This window comes from Histidinibacterium aquaticum (assembly GCF_008710275.1).
Taxonomy (GTDB): Bacteria; Pseudomonadota; Alphaproteobacteria; order Rhodobacterales; family Rhodobacteraceae; genus Oceanicola; species Oceanicola aquaticus.
The window spans coordinates 142344-159523 of sequence record NZ_VYQE01000001.1 but is presented as its reverse complement, the minus strand read 5'-3'; the positions used below and the strand labels follow the sequence as shown (position 1 = coordinate 159523).

Below are 17180 nucleotides of genomic sequence, written 5' to 3'. Positions count from 1 at the left end.
ATGCTCTATTGGCTCACCGCCCTCTCCGACGGCGGGGATTTCTTCAATCTTTACAGGTACATCACCTTCCGCGCCGGCGGCGCCTTCCTGACGGCGCTGTGCTTCGGCTTCGTCTTCGGCCTGCCGCTCATCAACGTGCTGCGCAAGCGCCAGGGCAAGGGCCAGCCGATCCGCTCCGACGGGCCGGAGGGACACCTGGTCAAGGCCGGAACGCCCACCATGGGCGGGCTGCTGATCGTCGGCGCCGTCACGACCTCGACCCTGCTCTGGGCGCGGCTCGACAATCCCTTCGTGATCATGGTGCTCTTCGTGACGCTCGCCTTCGCGGCGATCGGCTTCGCCGACGACTACGCCAAGGTCACCAAGCAGGATCACGCCGGCCTCTCGGGCAAGATGCGCCTGCTGCTGGGCTTTCTCATCGCGGGGGTCGCCGGTTTCTGGGCCGCGCAGTTCCACCCCGAGGAGCTCACCAACCAGCTCGCCTTCCCGATCTTCGCCGACCTGCTGCTGAACCTCGGGTTCCTCTTCGTGCCCTTCGCGATGATCGTGATCGTGGGCTCGGCCAATGCGGTGAACCTCACCGACGGTCTCGACGGCCTCGCGATCATGCCCGTCATGATCGCCGCCGGTACCTTCGGCGTGATCGCCTACGCGGTGGGCCGCACCGACTTCACCGAGTATCTCGGCGTGCACTACGTGCCCGGTACCGGCGAGATCCTGGTTTTCTCCGCCGGCCTGATCGGGGGCGGTCTCGGCTTCCTGTGGTACAACGCGCCGCCCGCGGCGGTCTTCATGGGCGACACCGGCAGCCTCGCGCTCGGCGGCGCGCTGGGGGCCATCGCGGTGGCGACCAAGCACGAGATCGTGCTGGCCATCGTCGGCGGCATCTTCGTGGTCGAGGCGCTCTCGGTCATCATCCAGGTGGCCTATTTCAAACGCACCGGGAAACGGGTCTTCCTGATGGCCCCGATCCACCATCACTACGAGAAAAAGGGATGGGCCGAGCCGCAGATCGTGATCCGCTTCTGGATCATCTCGCTGATCCTCGCGATGATCGGCCTCGCCACCCTCAAGGTCCGCTGATCCGCTGTCCGGGCGCTGCGCCCGCAGCGTGCCGGGCCGGGGTGTTGCGCGCCGTTGCCGGATTTCGCGTTAACCATGAAAAATGAGCGATTTCAGGGTCTTGATAGGGTGTCCAAACTTGGACACCCTTGACCGGGCCCGGGATCGCCCGAATAACCGGTCGTCGAGGAGGGCCAACCGATGATTCCCGTCCGAGGTTACGAGGGCAAGACCGTCGCCGTGCTCGGCTTCGGCCGGTCCGGCCGCACCGCCGCCCGCGCCCTCCAGTCCGGCGGCGCCCGCGTCGTCGCCTGGGATGACGGTCCTGCCGGCCGCGCCGCGGTCGAGGAGGAGGGGCTCGAGCTGCGCGACCCCGCCCGCCAGGGCGCGCTGGAGGAGGTCGACCTCCTCGTCGTCTCCCCCGGCATCCCGCATCTCTATCCCGCGCCCCATCCCGCAATCGCGGCGGCCTGGGAGCACGGGGTGCCGGTCGACAACGACATCGGCCTGTTCTTCGCCTCGCTGGGCTCCTCCGGCTGGGCCCGCATGGACCAGCCGCCCCGCGTCGTCGCGGTGACTGGCTCGAACGGCAAGTCCACCACCGCCGCGCTGATCCACCACGTCCTGACCGAGGCCGGCAAGTCGAGCCAGCTGGCCGGCAACATCGGCCGCGGCGTACTCGACATCGACCCGCCCGAGGATGGCGGGATCGTCGTGCTGGAGCTCTCCAGCTACCAGACGGAACTCGCCCGCGGGATGACGCCGGACATCGGCGTCTTCACCAACCTCACGCCTGACCACCTCGACCGCCACGGCGGGCTCGGCGGTTACTTCGCCGCCAAGCGCCGTCTCTTCTCCGAGGGCGGCCCCGACCGCTGCGTGATCGGCGTGGACGAGCCCGAGGGGCAGTATCTCGCCAACCAGCTGGTCGAGGGCACCGGCGACGACCGCCTCATCCGCGTCTCGGCGAACCGCAAGATCACCCGCGGCTGGGGCGTCTTCGCCCGCAAGGGCTGGCTCTCGGAATACCGCAAGGGCAGGCAGGTCGGCACGATCGACCTGCGCGAGATCAAGGGCCTGCCGGGGGCGCACAACCACCAGAACGCCTGCGCCGCCTATGCCGTGGCACGGACCCTGGGGCTCGCGCCGCGCACCATCGCCGCGGCCTTCGAGACCTTCCCGGGCCTGCCTCACCGCTCCCAGCTCGTGGCCGAGCGGGACGGGATCGCCTGGATCAACGACAGCAAGGCGACCAACGTCGACAGCGCGGTGAAGGCGCTGGGGGCCTTCTCGCGGATCCGCTGGATCTGCGGCGGGCTGCGGAAGGAGGGCGACCTCTCTCCGCTGGTCGAGGCCGCCGGATCGGTCGTGAAGGCCTACGTCATCGGCCGCGAGGCGGAGGCCTTCGCCACCGAGCTCAAGGGCATCGAGGCCGAGGTCTGCACCACCATGGCCCGCGCCGTCGAGCGCGCGGCCGAGGAGGCGGAAGCCGGCGACACCGTGCTCCTCGCCCCCGCCGCCGCGAGCTTCGATCAATACGACAACTTCGAGAAGCGCGGGCAGGATTTCGCGGTCCTGGTCGATGCCCTGACCTGATCCGGCGGAGCGGCCTTGCGGCCGCCCATGGCAAGCCCGGACCCGCCTGCGGCGGCTCCGTGCGGCTGGGGGGCTCTGCCCCCGTCCGCGGCAGGGCCGCGGACTCCCCCGAGGGTACTTGGGGCTAGATGAAGGTTCAGCAGTTGGGGACGTTCACGGCGAGGCCGCCGAGAGCGGTTTCCTTGTATTTCTCGCTCATGTCGGCGCCGGTCTGGCGCATGGTCTCGATCGCGGCGTCCAGGGGCACGAAGTGGTCGCCGGTGCCGCGGAGCGAGAGGGAGGCGGCCGAGACCGCCTTGATGGCGCCCAGGCCATTGCGCTCGATGCAGGGGATCTGGACGAGCCCGCGGACCGGGTCGCAGGTCATGCCGAGGTGATGCTCGAGCGCGATCTCGGCGGCGTTCTCGATCTGCTCGGCCGAGCCTCCGAGCACCGCGCAGAGGCCGGCGGCGGCCATCGCGGCGGCGGAGCCCACCTCGGCCTGGCAGCCGCATTCCGCGCCTGAGATCGAGGCGTTGAACTTGATGAGCCCGCCGATGGCCGCCGCCGTCAGCAGCAAGTCGGGAATCCGCGAGCGGGCGGCGCCCGGCACGTGGTCGAGCCAGTAGCGGATCACCGCGGGGATCACGCCCGCCGCGCCGTTCGTGGGCGCGGTCACCACCTGGCCGCCGGCGGCGTTCTCCTCGTTCACCGCCATGGCATAGGCCGACATCCAGTCGTTGATGGTATGCGGCGGGGCGAGGTTCATGCCGCGCTCGGCCTGCAGGCTCTCGTGCACGCCCCGGGCGCGGCGGCGCACCTTCAGGCCGCCGGGCAGGGTCCCCTCGGCGGCGAGGCCGCGGTCGATGCAGGCTTCCATGACCTCCCAGACCCGCATGAGCCCGGCGTCGAGGTCGCGGTCCGGCGCGCGGGCGCGCTCGTTGGCGCGTTTCATGCCGGCCACGGTGAGGCCGGAGGCGGAGGCCATCTCCAGCATCTCGGCGGCCGTCTTGAAGGGGTAGGGGACGGGCGCGCCCCCGGCGTCGGTATCGCGGCCCTCGGAGAGTTCCGCCTCGGTCAGGACGAAGCCGCCCCCGATGGAGTAGTAGGTGACCTCGGCCACCACGTCTCCCTGGGCGTCGGTCGCGCTGAGAACGAGACCGTTCGCGTGACCGGGCAGGGCGCGCTCGTAGTCGAAGCGGAGGTCCCCCGAGGGGTCGAAGGCGAGCTCCGGCAGGCCCTCGGGCGTGACGGTCTTCTCCTCGGCGAGGCGGGCGAGCTCGGCGTCCGCGCGGTCGCGGTCGTAGCTCTCGGGGCGAAAGCCCGCGAGGCCGAGGATCACCGCGCGGTCGGTGTGGTGGCCCACGCCGGTGAAGGCCAGCGAGCCGTGCAGGCTCGCCCGGAGGCCGGAGACGGTGAAAGGCTGCGCGCGCAGGTGGTCGAGAAAGCGCGCGGCGGCGACCATGGGGCCCATCGTGTGGGAGGACGAGGGGCCGACGCCGATCTTGAAGAGTTCGAAGACGGAAAGGAACATGGTACGTCACCTAGCACCGCCGCGCGGGCTCACCAGACCCCGCAGAGACGCCCGCGCGATCATCCGCGACATCACCGGAGATTGGCCCTCGCCCCCGGAGGCTCTTCCGGTGTAGGGAAAGGCCAACAAAAGGAGCTGACCGATGCCCGACCTCTCGCCCCTCGACAAGGCCAAGTTCGCCGCCGCCAAGCGCGCCGCGTCCTTCGTGGAGGATGGCATGCGCGTAGGGCTCGGCACGGGCTCCACCGCCGCCTGGCTGGTCAAGTGCCTGGGCGAGATGGTCCGAGAGGAGGGGCTGAGGATCACCGGCGTTCCGACCTCGGCCCGCACCGCCGAGCTCGCGCGGCAGGTGGGGGTCCGGGTGGTTTCGCTCGACGAGGCGAAGTGGCTCGACATGACCATCGACGGGGCGGACGAGGTCGACGGCGACCTGAACCTCATCAAGGGTGGCGGCGGCGCGCTCCTGCAGGAGAAGATCGTCGCCACGGCCTCAGACCAGATGATCGTGATCGCCGACGTGTCCAAGCAGGTCGAGACCCTGGGCAGCTTTCCCCTGCCGGTGGAGGTGATCCCCTTCGGCTGGCAGACCACGAAGGTGCTCGTGGAAGAGGCGCTCATCGGCATGGACGTGCTGGGCCGCGACGCGGGGCTGCGGATGGACGGCGACGCGCCTTACGTGACGGACGAGGGCAACCACATCCTCGATCTGCACCTAAACCGGATCGGCAATGCCCGGCAGCTGAGCCTGGTGCTGAACCAGATCCCGGGCGTGGTGGAGAACGGGCTCTTCCTCGACATCTGCGACATCCTGGTGATCGGCCACGGCGACGGCCGGGTGCAGGTGCGCGACATCAACGAGGGCAGCGTCGAGGAGGGCCGGCTGGACTTTCTCGAGACCAACAACCTCTTCGACGACATCCTCGACTGAGCTCCGGTCGGCGGCCCGCCGTTGGCCGCAGGTGCTTGTGGCGCCGCGACAATCCGGCCCTCCCGGGGGAGCGGCCCGTAGAGGCCTGCGTCTGGCCTTCCCCGGCCTGCTGTGGGATACCGCCCTGACCGGATCGAGAGAGGCCAGGCATGAGCGACCACGACTTTGATCTCTTCGTCATCGGCGGCGGTTCCGGCGGCGTCCGTGCCGCGCGGCAGGCGGCCTCCGCCGGCGCGCGGGTGGCGTTGGCCGAGGAGTACCGGATGGGCGGCACCTGCGTCATCCGGGGCTGCGTGCCGAAGAAGCTCATGGTCTTCGCCTCGGGCTACCGGGAGATGTGCTCGGACGCGAAGGGCTACGGCTGGGAGATCGAGGAAGGCAGCTTCGACTGGCCGAGCTTCCGGGGCCGGTTGCACCACGAGCTCGACCGGCTCGAGGGGGTCTACCGCAAGCTGCTCGACAATTCTGGCGTCCACGTCATCGACGCCCGCGCGACGCTCAAGGATCGCAACACGCTGGCACTCTCCACGGGCGAGATCGTGACGGCGAAGACGATCCTCGTGGCGACCGGCGGGCATCCGGTGATCCCGGATCTGCCGAACGCGGATCTCGGCATCACCTCCAACGACGTCTTCCTGCTGGACGAATTGCCGAAGTCGCTGCTGATAATCGGCGGCGGCTACATCGCCTGCGAGTTCGCCTACATCCTCAACGGGCTGGGCGTGGAGGTGACGCAGTACTACCGGGGGGCGCAGATCCTGCGCGGCTTCGACGACGAGGCGCGCGGGCTCATCGCGGAATCCATGCGCGAGCGCGGCATCGACCTGCACTGCGGAACGAACATCGTCGAGATGGCGCGTGCGAGCGAGGAGCATTTCGACCACGGCACCGGTTCGGACGCGGCCATGGGCGCGGACCCCAAGCAGTCGGACGAACTGCTGGAGCGCGCGACCGGGCAGGGGCCAGTCTGGGTCAAGGCGACGAACGGGCGGGAAAAGGTCTTCGACGCCGTTCTCTTCGCCACCGGGCGCCGGGCGAACACCGACCACATGGGCCTGGAAGAAGCCGGGGTCGAGCTCGGCCGCATGGGCGAGGTGAAGGTCGACGAATACTCGGCGACGTCGGTCGACAACATCTACGCCATCGGCGACGTGACCAACCGCGTGCAGCTGACTCCCGTGGCGATCCGCGAGGGGATGGCCTTCGTGGATACCGTCTTCCGCGACACGCCGACCCCGGTGGACCACGACCTCATCCCCTCGGCCGTCTTCACCCAGCCGGAGCTTGGCACCATCGGGCTGACGGAAGAGGCCGCGCGCGACCAGGAACCGGTGGAGGTCTACTGCACCTCGTTCCGGCCGATGCAGACCGCCTTCATCGGACGGCCCGACCGGGTGCTGATGAAACTGATCGTCAGCCAGGAGACACGGCGCATTCTCGGATGCCATATCGTCGCACCGGAGGCGGGCGAGATGATCCAGCTCGCGGGCATCGCGGTGAAGATGGGCGCGACCAAGGAAGACTTCGATCGCACCGTGGCGGTCCATCCGACCATGGCGGAAGAAATCGTGACAATGCGTGAGCCCGTCAGGACTGGTTGATTTCGGGCGGCATGCCCACACCTGTAGAACCGACAGAGAACGTCCCCACGGGGGTAACGAGGAGGGAAATGGCCCATGGCAGGCAATAGCGGAGGCCCCTGGGGGGGCTCAGGCGGCGGAAACCGGGGGTCGGGGTCGAACGGCAACGACGACGACCGGCGTCCGGCGCCCGGCCGCAGACCGGGTGACGGTGGCGGATCGCAGATCCCCGACATCGACGACCTGATGAACCGCGGACGCGACCAGCTGCGCGTCCTGATGGGCGGCGGCGGCTCGAACGGTCGGCGACCGAACGGCTCGGGCGGCGGTGGCGGCCCGATGCTGACCCGCGGCACGCTCGGCATCGCGGCGCTCGTGGCGTTGGGCCTCTGGCTCTTCGCGTCGTTCTACACGGTCCGTCCGGAAGAACAGTCGGTCGAGCTTTTCCTCGGCGACTATTCCTCGACGGGCGGTCCCGGCCTGAACTTCGCGCCCTGGCCCGTGGTCACCGCCGAGGTGATCCCGGTCACCCGCGAACAGACCATCGACATCGGTGCGGCCCGCGCCGGCGGCGATGCGGGCCTGATGCTGACCGGGGACGAGAACATCGTCGACATCGACTTCCAGGTCGTCTGGAACATCACCGACCCGGCGCGCTACCTCTTCAACCTCGCCGACCCGCCGTCCACCATCGAGGCGGTCTCGGAATCGGCGATGCGCGAGATCATCGCCCAGTCCGAACTGGCGCCGATCCTCAACCGGGACCGCGGGCCCATCGCCCAGCGGCTCGAGGAGCTGATCCAGAACACGCTCGACAGCTACGACAGCGGCGTGAACATCATCCGCGTGAACTTCGACAAGGCCGACCCGCCGGAGCGCGTCATCGCCTCGTTCCGCGCGGTCCAGGACGCCGAGCAGGAGCGGGACCGGCTGCAGAACCAGGCCGACGCCTACGCCAACCGGGTGCTCGCAGAGGCTCGCGGTGAGGCCGCGCAGCGGCTGGAACAGGCCGAAGCCTACCGGGCCCGCGTCGTCAACGAGGCACAGGGTGAGGCGAGCCGCTTCGCCGCCGTCCTCGGCGAATACGCCAATGCCCCGGAGGTCACGCGCAAGCGGATCTACCTCGAGACGATGGAGCAGGTCTTCGGCAACACCGAGATCGTCCTTCTCGACGAGGACAGCGAAGGCAACGGGCCGGGCGTCGTGCCCTACCTGCCGCTCGACGAACTTCGTCGGAACACCACCAGCGGGACGGCTGCCCAGCAGCAGTCCTCTACGACGGGAGGGTCGAACTGATGCGCCGCTCCGCTTTCCTCATCCCCATCCTCGTGGTGGCCATCGCGCTGCTGCTCTCCTCGGTCTTCATCGTGGACGAGCGCGAAAAGGGCCTCGTCCTCCGGTTCGGCCGCGTGGTCGACGTGAAGGAGGACCCCGGGCTCGCCTTCAAGGTGCCGATCCTCGACCAGGTCGTGCGCTACGACGACCGGATCCTGAGCCGTGACCTCGACCCCATCGAGGTCACCCCGCTCGACGACCGGCGCCTCGTGGTCGACGCCTTCGCCCGCTACCGCATCACCGACGTGGAGCGGTTCCGGCAGGCGGTCGGCGCCGGCGGCCAAGAGGCCGCGGCGCGGCGGCTGGACTCGATCCTGCGGGCCGAAACCCGTGAGGTCCTGGGCCAGGTGTCCTCGAACGACATCCTGTCGGTTGACCGGGCGGAGCTCATGCTGCGCATCCGCAACGGCGCGATCGAAGAGGCCGACGCCATCGGCGTCTCCATCATCGACGTGCGTCTGAAGCGGACCGACCTGCCGCCGGCGAACCTCAACGCCACCTTCGAGCGGATGATTTCCGAGCGGGAACGCGAAGCCGCCGACGAAATCGCCCGGGGTAACGAGGCCGCCCAGCGGACCCGCGCCTCGGCCGACCGGACGGTGGTCGAGCTGGTGTCCGACGCGGGCCGCCAGTCCGAGATCATCCGAGGCGAGGCGGACGCGCAGCGGAACTCGATCTACGCCGAGGCTTTCGGCGCGGACCCCGAGTTCTTCGAGTTCTACCGGTCGATGACCGCCTACGGCCGGGCGCTGCAGTCCGGCAACACGCGGATGCTACTCTCGCCCAACAGCGAGTTCTTCACCTACCTGCGGGAAGACAACCCGCGCCAGGTGGACCTCGGGGCGGCGGCGCAGTCGGTCGCCGAGCAGCTGGAGACGCTGGAGCTCGACGAAGAGCCCGTGGGCGAGACCTTCAACCCCGACGAGGGCACCTTGCCGCCGCCGGAAAGCCCGGTGAACAGCGGGGACGACGCCGGGACTGACGAGACCGACACCGGCGAGGACGACGCGCCCGCCGCCGTGGAGGTCGCGCCGGAGAGCGAAGGCTGATGGGCCTCGCCCTCTGGGGCCTGGGTCTGGTATTCGTGGTGGAGGGGCTGGTCTACGCGCTGGCCCCTTCGCTCGTTGAGGACCTGCTCGACGCCCTCCGACGTCTCACGCTCGAACAGCGCCGCCTGATGGGCCTCGGGGCGATTACCCTGGGGCTCGCCCTGCTCTGGGCCGCCCGCGCCGCGGGGGTCTGACGCAACGGCGCGAGGATCAGCGAACCTGGTATGGTGACTTCCCCGAGCCATGCCCTAACTTCGCGCAAAGGTTTGGGAAAAGGGAACGGGGATGGTCCTCACCAGCACAGAGGGGCAGGAAAACCTGCCGCGATATTTCGCGCGGGTCTTCGACATCGCGCAGAAGCTCGATCATGGCCGGATCGACATTCACCTGCCCGACGGGCGGGTCTTCCGGGCCGAGGGACCGAACCCCGGGCCGGTGGCCGAGGCTCACATCCACAACACCGATTGCTTCGCCCGGCTGATCCGCGATGGCGATCTCGGGTTCTGCGAGGCCTACGTCGACGGCTGGTGGACGACCCCGGACCTGCTCGCCTTCTTCGATTTCATGCACGCGGACAACGCCGCACTGTTCGACGGCTTCCCGGGCTTCGCGCTGGTCCGGGCCTACGAGAAACTGCGGTTCTGGATGCACAGCAACACCAGGAGCCAGGCGCGCCGCAACATCGCCGCCCACTACGACCTCGGCAACGCTTTCTACGGCCTCTGGCTCGACGAGACGATGACCTACTCCTCGGCCCTCTTCGAGACCGGGCAGGAGAGCCTCGAAGCCGCGCAGACCAAGAAATACGCCAGCATGGTCGACCAGATGGGCACCAAGCCCGGTGACCACGTGCTCGAGATCGGCTGCGGCTGGGGCGGTTTCGCCGAATACGCCGCCAAGGAGCGCGGGCTCCACGTCACCGGCCTGACGATCTCGCGCGAGCAGTTCGACTTCGCGCAGGAGCGCATCCGCAAGGCAGGCCTGCAGGACCAGGTGACCTTCAAGCTGCAGGACTACCGCGACGAACGCGGAACCTACGACGGCATCGCCTCGATCGAGATGTTCGAGGCGGTGGGCGAGCGCTACTGGCCGACCTACTGGCAGACCGTTCGCGACCGGCTGAAGCCCGGCCGGACCGGCACCTTTCAGATCATCACGGTGCAGGACGAGCGCTGGGAGCTCTATCGCCGCTCCCGCGACTTCATCCAGAAGTACATCTTCCCGGGCGGCATGCTGCCCTCTCCCGGCAAGCTGCGCGAGGAGATCGACCGCGCGGGGCTCGCTCTCAAGCGCAAGATCGACTTCGCCGAGAGCTACTCGATCACGCTGCGGCGCTGGCACGAGACCTTCAACGAACAGTGGGACGAGATCGCGCGTCTGGGCTTCGACGAGCGGTTCCGCCGGATGTGGAATGTCTACCTCACCTCTTGCGCCGCGACCTTTCATCGGCACAACTGCGACGTGACGCAGATTACCGTGGAACGTCCCGCCTGACCGCGGCCGCCGCGCCTACGAGGGAGAGCCCGCCGATGCTGACCTTCGCCCATGTCGTGGCCGCCGTGCTTTACGGCGCCCTGGCCTGGGGCGTGTCGGAAATCCTGATCGAGCCGCTGTTTCCGGAGGGCTTCAACCCGGGCTACTTCGCGGAGGTCAACGCGGCGGTCGGCGCGCTCACCGGCTGGATCGTGATGGGCAGCCGCGCCGCCGGCGTCGGCCTCGGGGGCTCGATCAGCATCGGCTTCACGACCACCATCATGGTCGTCTTCTGGTGCCTCTTCGTGCAGAGCTTCTGGGAGATGATCCGGCGCTCGCTCGAGATGCAGTACGACGGCGGCATGGAGGCCATCGTCGCGGTCTTCGAGATGATCGCGGAGAACCTCGTGCTGATGTCCACGGTCGAGGTCTGGGTCGCGCTGCTGGTGGGAGGAGTCCTGGCGGGACTTGTCACCGGCTTCTTCGGGCGCATCTGGCGCTGATGCTCTTCTTCTACGGAACACTGCGGCACAGGCCGCTGCTCGAGGCCGTCATCGGCCGGGATCCGGGGGAGCTCCGCCCCGGCCGGTTGCCCGGGCACGAGGCCCGTTGGGTGGAGGGGCACAACTTCCCCCTTATCCGGCGTGGCACGGGGGAGGCCGAGGGCCTGCTCTTCGAGCCGGAGCCGGGCGACGTCGAGCGGCTGGATGCCTATGAGGGCGGCTTCGTCTTCCGGACGGCGGAGGTGACCGTCGAGACCGACGCCGGCCCGGTCCAGGCCGAGGTCTACTTCCCCGCCGGCGAGAGCTTTCCGGAAGGGCCGCCGTTCGATCTCGACGTCTGGCGCGCGCGCTGGGGCGAAATGGCGGTGGATGCGGCGGCGGAGCTCGTGCGCCGCTTCGACCGCGGCGAGCCGCTCCAGCAGATTTACGGCCACTTCCCGGCGATCTCCGCCCGCGCCTGGGCGCGCAGGCTCGCCGCGCGCGGCTCCCCGGCCACCGTCCGCCAGGCCGGCAACCCGATGGAAGTCACGCGCGAGCACCGGGGTTTCGAGGGGTTCTTCCGGTTCCGCCACCTCGATCTCCGGCACCGGCAGTTCGACGGCAGCATGACGCCCGAGTTCACACGCGAGTGCTTCGTCGGTTTCGACGCGGCGCTCGTTCTGCCCTACGACCCGTCCAGCGGAGAGGTCCTGCTGATCGAGCAGCTCCGCCTTGCCGCCGCGCTCCGCGGCGATCCGAACCCGGTCTGTCTGGAGCCCGTCGCGGGCCTCATCGAGGCGGGAGAGGAGCCGGAGGACTGCGCCCGGCGCGAGACGCTCGAGGAAGCCCGGCTGGAACTCAGGGAGCTCATCTCCATCGGCGGGATCTACCCCAGCCCGGGCTATTCGACGGAGTATCACCACTGCTTCCTCGGTCTCGCCGATCTCTCCGGCGCCGACCGGCGGCTCGCCGGGGCGGAAGACGAGATGGAGGACATCCGGACCCACGTGATGACGCTGGAGGCTGCGCTCGATCTCTTCGAGACCGGAGAGGTCAACGTCGCGCCGCTCGCCATGATGCTTCACTGGCTCTGGCGGCATCGTGACCGCTACGCCGCCGCTTCTTGAGTTCCCGGGGACGCACCCCTAAACCCGCTGGAGACGACGTAGCCGAGGAGCCCTCAGGATGACGATCCATGCCGATCTGGCCCACGCGGTGGGCAACACCCCGCTTCTGAAGCTGCGCCGCGCCTCCGAGGAGACCGGCTGCACGATCCTCGGCAAGTGCGAGTTCATGAATCCCGGCCAGTCGGTCAAGGACCGCGCCGCGCTCTCGATCATCAAGGACGCCGTGGAACGCGGCGATCTCAAGCCGGGCGGCACCATCGTCGAGGGCACGGCCGGCAACACGGGCATCGGCCTGGCGCTCGTCGGCGCCTCCATGGGCTTCAAGACGATCATCGTGATTCCCGAGACCCAGAGCCAGGAGAAGAAGGACATGATCCGCCTGGCCGGCGCCCAGCTCGTCCAGGTCCCGGCGGTGCCCTACAAGAACCCCAACAACTACGTGAAGTACTCCGGCCGGCTGGCCGAGGAGCTGTCCAAGTCGACGCCGGAGGGCGTGATCTGGGCGAACCAGTTCGACAACACCGCGAACCGGCAGGCCCACATCGACGGCACCGGCCCCGAGATCTGGCAACAGACCGATGGCCGGGTCGACGGCTTCATCTGCGCCGTGGGGACGGGCGGCACGCTGGCGGGCGTCGGCATGGCGCTGCAGGACAAGGGCGTGAAGATCGGCCTCGCCGATCCAGAGGGGTCGGGCATCTACAAGCTCTACACCGGCAAGGAAGCGGGCGGCGACTCGATCACCGAGGGCATCGGTCAGGGCCGCATCACGGGGAATCTCGAAGGGTTCACCCCGGATCTCTGCTACAAGATCCCCGACAGCGAAGCGCTGCCCATCGTGTTCAACCTCGTGAAGGAAGAGGGCCTCTGCCTCGGCGGGTCTTCGGGCATCAACATCGCCGGCGCGATCCACATGGCCCGGGAGCTGGGGCCGGGGCACACCATCGTCACCATTCTCTGCGACTACGGCAACCGCTACCAGTCGAAGCTCTTCAACCCGACCTTCCTCAAGGAAAAAGGCCTGCCCGTACCGGACTGGATGGACGGTAGCCCGCAGTCCATTCCGGGCGTCTTCGAGGACACATGATCCGCACGCTCGCAGCCGCGCTCCTCTGGGCGCTGCTGCTGGCCCTGCCGGCGGCGGCCCAGCACGCCTCTGCCGGGGGAGAGGCCGGCGACGGACTGCGGGGCACGGAGCCAAGGCCGCAGATCGAGGAGCTCTATCCCGAGTTCCGCGATCTCGCCGAACGGGCCGAGGCGGCCATCGAGGGCGGCCGGGCCTCGACCCTCGCCTTCACTTCATTGCGCGAGGACCTGGCGGCGGCCCGCGACCGGCTGATGCAGGCCAATACCAACGAAGCCCGCAGGGCGACGGTGCAGGCCCAGCTCGAGGCGCTCGGCGAGGCGCCCTCCGAGCCAAGCGACGAGGATCCGAGGATCGCCGAGCGCCGCGCCGCACTCGAGGAACAGCTCGACCGGCTGCGCGCGCCGGCCCAGCTCACGGCGGAGTCGCTCGCGCGCGCCAACGGCCTGATCGCAGAGATCGACGGCCTCCTGCGCGACCGGCAGGCGCGGACGCTGAGCGACCGCGGTCCGCTGCCGGTCAATCCTGCCGACTGGCCGGACGCGGCCGAGGCGGTGGGCCAGGCCACGACGGCACTGCGCCTCGAGGCGGAGCGGGGCTTCGGCAGCGAAACCCGGCTGCGCGCCATCGGGCAGGTTCTTCCGGCGGTGATCCTGTTCACGCTCGCGGGCCTCCTCCTCATCTTTCGGGGGCGCACCTGGTCGAAGCGGCTGGAGCGGGGCGCGCTCCGCCACGACCGGACCGGCGGCGGCGCCATCGCCTTCATCGTCTCGCTGGGCGAGATCGCGCTGCCCTTCATGGGACTGCTCAGCCTCTACGTCGCGCTCGAACTCACCGGCGCCGTCGGCCTGCGCACCGAGCAGGTCCTCCAGACGATTCCCGCCGCCGGCCTCTACGTGCTCATCGCGCGCTGGCTGATGGATCATTTTTTCCCCGACGCCGCCGAGGAGCCCTCCGGTCCGCTCGAGGTCCCTCCCGAGGCCGCGGCGCGGCTGCGGCGCCTGGCCAATGCCATGGGCTGGGTCTTCGCCGTCCATATCGTGGTCGCCGCGCTGATCCAGATCGCCGAGTCGAGCCCGGCCGGACGGGCGGTCCTGCTCTTCCCCATCCACGTTGTGGAGGGTCTCATCCTCTTCGAGTTCGGCCGCACGCTCTCGGCCAACCGCTTCGCCGCGCAGGACGAAGAGGACCCGCGTGGCTTCCGGGACGGGCTGGTGAACGTCATCGGGCGGCTGGCGATGCTGGCCGGCATCGTCGGGCCGATCGTCGCGGCGCTGGGGTTCGATGCCGCCTCGACCTACCTGCTGCGCCCGACGGCACTGACGCTGGCCCTGGTGGGAAGCGTCATGCTCCTGCAGCGGCTGGTCTTCGACCTCTACGCGCTCGCCACGCGCCGTAGGGAGGGCCAGACCGACGCGCTGGCGCCCGTTCTCGTGGCATTCGCCCTCGCGGTGGTGGCGCTGCCCATCCTCGCGCTGATCTGGGGCGCTCGCGTTTCGGACCTGACCGAGATCTGGGCCCGCTTCCGCTCGGGCTTCGTGATCGGCGAGACGACCATCTCGCCCTCGGATTTCCTTGTCTTCGCCGCGGTCTTCGCAGGTGGCTACCTCGGCACGCGGCTGCTCCAGGGCGGGCTCCGGAACGCGGTGCTGCCCAAGACGAAGCTCGACATCGGCGGGCAGAACGCCATCGCCGCGGGCATCGGCTACGTCGGCGTGATTTCGGCTGCCATCATCGCCATCACGGCCGCGGGGGTGAACCTCTCGGCGCTCGGCTACGTGGCCGGTGCGCTCTCGGTCGGCATCGGCTTCGGCCTGCAGAACATCGTCTCGAACTTCGTCTCGGGCATCATCCTGCTCATCGAACGGCCGATCAGCCAGGGCGACTGGATCGAGGTCGGCGGCCAGATGGGCTACGTGAAGGACATCTCGGTCCGCGCCACCCGCATCGAGACCTTCGACCGGACCGACGTCATCGTGCCCAATGCCGATTTCATCTCCGGCACGGTCATCAACTGGACCCGGGGCAATTCCGTAGGCCGGGTCATCGTACCGGTTGGCGTAGCCTACGGCACCGATACGCAGAAGGTCTCCGACATCCTGCTGCAGATCGCGCGGGAGCATCCGATGGTGCTGATGAACCCCGAGCCATACGTCTACTTCAAGGGCTTCGGCGACAGCTCGCTCGACTTCGAGATCAGGGCAATCCTGCGAGACATCAACTGGGTCCTCGCCGTCCAGACCGAGATGAACCACGCCATCGCCAAGCGCTTCGCCGAAGAGGGGATCGACATCCCCTTCCCGCAGCGCGACCTCTGGCTGCGCAACCCGGAGTCGCTGCGGGCCGGTCCCGGCGCGGCGCCTCAGGCCCGCGAGGCCGGCACCGAAGGCGACTGGCGCGAGGCCCTGAAGGGCGAGACCCCCGGTGTGGTGAAGGGAGAAGAAGGATGACAGAGGCCCTCTACCGGAGCGACGCCTACGCGCGTGATGCCGCCGCCAGGGTGATGCGCGTGACCGAGGAGGGCGGGCTGGTCCTCGACCGGACGGTCTTCTACCCGACCGGCGGCGGTCAGCCCGGCGACAGCGGCAAGCTGACCTGGCCGGGCGGCGAGATCGAGATCGCCACCGCCGTGAAGGGCGAGGGGGAGGAGATCGTCCTCCTCCCCGCCGAGCCCGCGCCGCTCCCCTCGGAGGGGGCCCGCGTCGACCAGGAGCTCGACTGGGACCGCCGCCACCGCCACATGCGCGTGCACACGGCCCTGCACCTGCTCTCCGTGGTGATCCCGCTGCCGGTGACCGGCGGCTCCATCGGCTCGGAGAAGGGCCGGCTCGACTTCGACATGCCCGAGGCGCCGGAGGACAAGGCCGAGCTGGACGAGACCCTCAACCGCCTCATTGCCTGCGATTTTCCCGTGACCGAGGAATGGATCACAGAGGCGGAGCTCGACGCCAACCCCGGCCTGGTCAAGACCATGTCGGTCCAGCCGCCGCGCGGGGCCGGGCGCATTCGCCTGGTCCGCATCGGGTTGGGCGGGGAGACCGTCGACCTCCAGCCCTGCGGCGGGACCCACGTCGCGACCACCGCCGAGATCGGCCGCGTCCGGCTGGGCAAGATCGAGAAGAAGGGCAAGCAGAACCGCCGCGTGACGCTCTTGCTGGACTGAGCCCGCCGCGCCTATCCTGCAGCGCGATTGCAGGGAGACCGCCCATGATCCGATCCGGTGTCATCCTCGCCGCCCTGCTCTGGGCGGGACAGGCCGCGGCCCATGACTTCGAGCGCTGCGAGAAGCCCGAGATCGCCGCGGTGCTCGAGGCGCTGACGGCGGCGGAGAAGATCGCCCTCCGCGCCGCGGTCTCCATCGGCGACACGCCGGAATTCGCGCTCTGGTTCGGCGCGTGGTCCAAGGAGAACGGCGCCACCGTGCGCTCCAGCTTCAAGGCGATCCACGCCGCGATCCGCGACAACGATCTCAAGGTCGTCTGCGCCAATGTCGGCGAGGACGACTGCAATGCCTCGATGTATGCCAACGTCTTTCGGCACGACGCCTACGCGATCAACCTCTGCCCCTCGTTCTTCGGGATGCCGGAGATCCACGCCCATTCGAACACCAGCGCGATCATGGAGAACGGGACGCGGGCGGGGACGATCATCCACGAGGTGAGCCACTTCGACGTCGTCGCCGGCACCGACGATCTCTGCTACACGCGCACGGACTGCGCGGCGATGGCCCTGACGCGGAGCCTCGTGCGGAACGCGGACAGCTACCAGTACTTCGCCGAGGACGTCGCCGCCCTGCCGCGCGACTAGGTCAAGACGTCCAAATTTGGACGCCCGCCTAAGCCTCTGATCCAAAAGATCTTTCATCTAGCCCGAAATACCTTCGGGGGGTGCCTCCGCCCCGCGGAGGCAGGGGGGCGGACAGCCCCCCTTCCGCCCGGGCCCGCCCGACAG

15 protein-coding genes are annotated in these 17180 nt (G+C 69.0%); 14 read left to right on the top strand and 1 reads right to left on the bottom strand.

Annotation, left to right across the window (positions count from 1 at the left end; all coding sequences use genetic code 11):
* The gene (mraY, locus tag F3S47_RS00755; RefSeq protein WP_150443318.1) at nt 1-1083 is read left to right on the top strand and encodes a phospho-N-acetylmuramoyl-pentapeptide-transferase; all 1083 of its coding nucleotides are present in this window, start codon (nt 1-3) and stop codon (nt 1081-1083) included.
* 180 nt (nt 1084-1263) lie between these two features.
* Nucleotides 1264-2658 (top strand): UDP-N-acetylmuramoyl-L-alanine--D-glutamate ligase, encoded by a 1395-nt coding sequence (gene murD / locus F3S47_RS00750; protein ID WP_150443317.1) that lies wholly within the window; start codon nt 1264-1266, stop codon nt 2656-2658.
* A gap of 136 nt (nt 2659-2794) precedes the next feature.
* Here murD and F3S47_RS00745 read toward each other — a convergent pair whose 3' ends face one another.
* Nucleotides 2795-4171 carry an L-serine ammonia-lyase gene (locus F3S47_RS00745; RefSeq protein WP_150443316.1) on the bottom strand — a complete coding sequence of 459 codons (1377 nt, stop codon included), beginning with the start codon at nt 4169-4171 and terminating at the stop codon, nt 2795-2797.
* Nucleotides 4172-4313: 142 nt separating this feature from the next.
* Between F3S47_RS00745 and rpiA the strand changes: the two genes are divergently transcribed.
* From rpiA to F3S47_RS00685, 12 genes are all read left to right on the top strand, one after another.
* Complete coding sequence (rpiA, locus tag F3S47_RS00740; RefSeq protein ID WP_150443315.1) at nt 4314-5099, top strand: ribose-5-phosphate isomerase RpiA; 786 nt, start codon at nt 4314-4316, stop codon at nt 5097-5099.
* Nucleotides 5100-5248: 149 nt separating this feature from the next.
* Nucleotides 5249-6700, top strand: a complete 1452-nt coding sequence (locus F3S47_RS00735; protein WP_150443314.1) for an FAD-dependent oxidoreductase — start codon at nt 5249-5251, stop codon at nt 6698-6700.
* A gap of 75 nt (nt 6701-6775) precedes the next feature.
* Nucleotides 6776-7975, top strand: coding sequence for an FtsH protease activity modulator HflK (gene hflK / locus F3S47_RS00730; protein WP_150443313.1), 1200 nt, complete (start codon nt 6776-6778; stop codon nt 7973-7975).
* Nucleotides 7975-9063: a protease modulator HflC gene (gene hflC / locus F3S47_RS00725; RefSeq protein WP_150443312.1), complete on the top strand. Its 1089-nt coding sequence runs from the start codon at nt 7975-7977 to the stop codon at nt 9061-9063. The genes hflK and hflC overlap by 1 nt, the downstream gene beginning before the upstream one ends.
* A complete protein-coding gene (locus F3S47_RS00720; protein WP_150443311.1) occupies nt 9063-9257 on the top strand; it encodes a DUF2065 family protein in 195 nt (64 codons plus the stop codon). Before hflC ends, F3S47_RS00720 begins: the two co-directional genes overlap by 1 nt.
* A gap of 91 nt (nt 9258-9348) precedes the next feature.
* Nucleotides 9349-10557 (top strand): SAM-dependent methyltransferase, encoded by a 1209-nt coding sequence (locus F3S47_RS00715; protein WP_150443310.1) that lies wholly within the window; start codon nt 9349-9351, stop codon nt 10555-10557.
* A 35-nt stretch (nt 10558-10592) separates the two neighbouring features.
* Nucleotides 10593-11039 carry a TrgA family protein gene (locus F3S47_RS00710; RefSeq protein WP_150443309.1) on the top strand — a complete coding sequence of 149 codons (447 nt, stop codon included), beginning with the start codon at nt 10593-10595 and terminating at the stop codon, nt 11037-11039.
* Nucleotides 11039-12145, top strand: a complete 1107-nt coding sequence (locus tag F3S47_RS00705; protein WP_150443308.1) for an NUDIX domain-containing protein — start codon at nt 11039-11041, stop codon at nt 12143-12145. Before F3S47_RS00710 ends, F3S47_RS00705 begins: the two co-directional genes overlap by 1 nt.
* Before the next feature lie 58 nt (nt 12146-12203).
* Nucleotides 12204-13232: a cysteine synthase A gene (locus F3S47_RS00700; RefSeq protein WP_150443307.1), complete on the top strand. Its 1029-nt coding sequence runs from the start codon at nt 12204-12206 to the stop codon at nt 13230-13232.
* Nucleotides 13229-15679: a DUF3772 domain-containing protein gene (locus F3S47_RS00695; RefSeq protein ID WP_150443306.1), complete on the top strand. Its 2451-nt coding sequence runs from the start codon at nt 13229-13231 to the stop codon at nt 15677-15679. The genes F3S47_RS00700 and F3S47_RS00695 overlap by 4 nt, the downstream gene beginning before the upstream one ends.
* Nucleotides 15676-16392 (top strand): alanyl-tRNA editing protein, encoded by a 717-nt coding sequence (locus F3S47_RS00690; protein ID WP_150443305.1) that lies wholly within the window; start codon nt 15676-15678, stop codon nt 16390-16392. The genes F3S47_RS00695 and F3S47_RS00690 overlap by 4 nt, the downstream gene beginning before the upstream one ends.
* Before the next feature lie 44 nt (nt 16393-16436).
* Nucleotides 16437-17036, top strand: coding sequence for a M35 family metallo-endopeptidase (locus F3S47_RS00685; protein WP_150443304.1), 600 nt, complete (start codon nt 16437-16439; stop codon nt 17034-17036).
* Nucleotides 17037-17180: the final 144 nt, after the last annotated feature.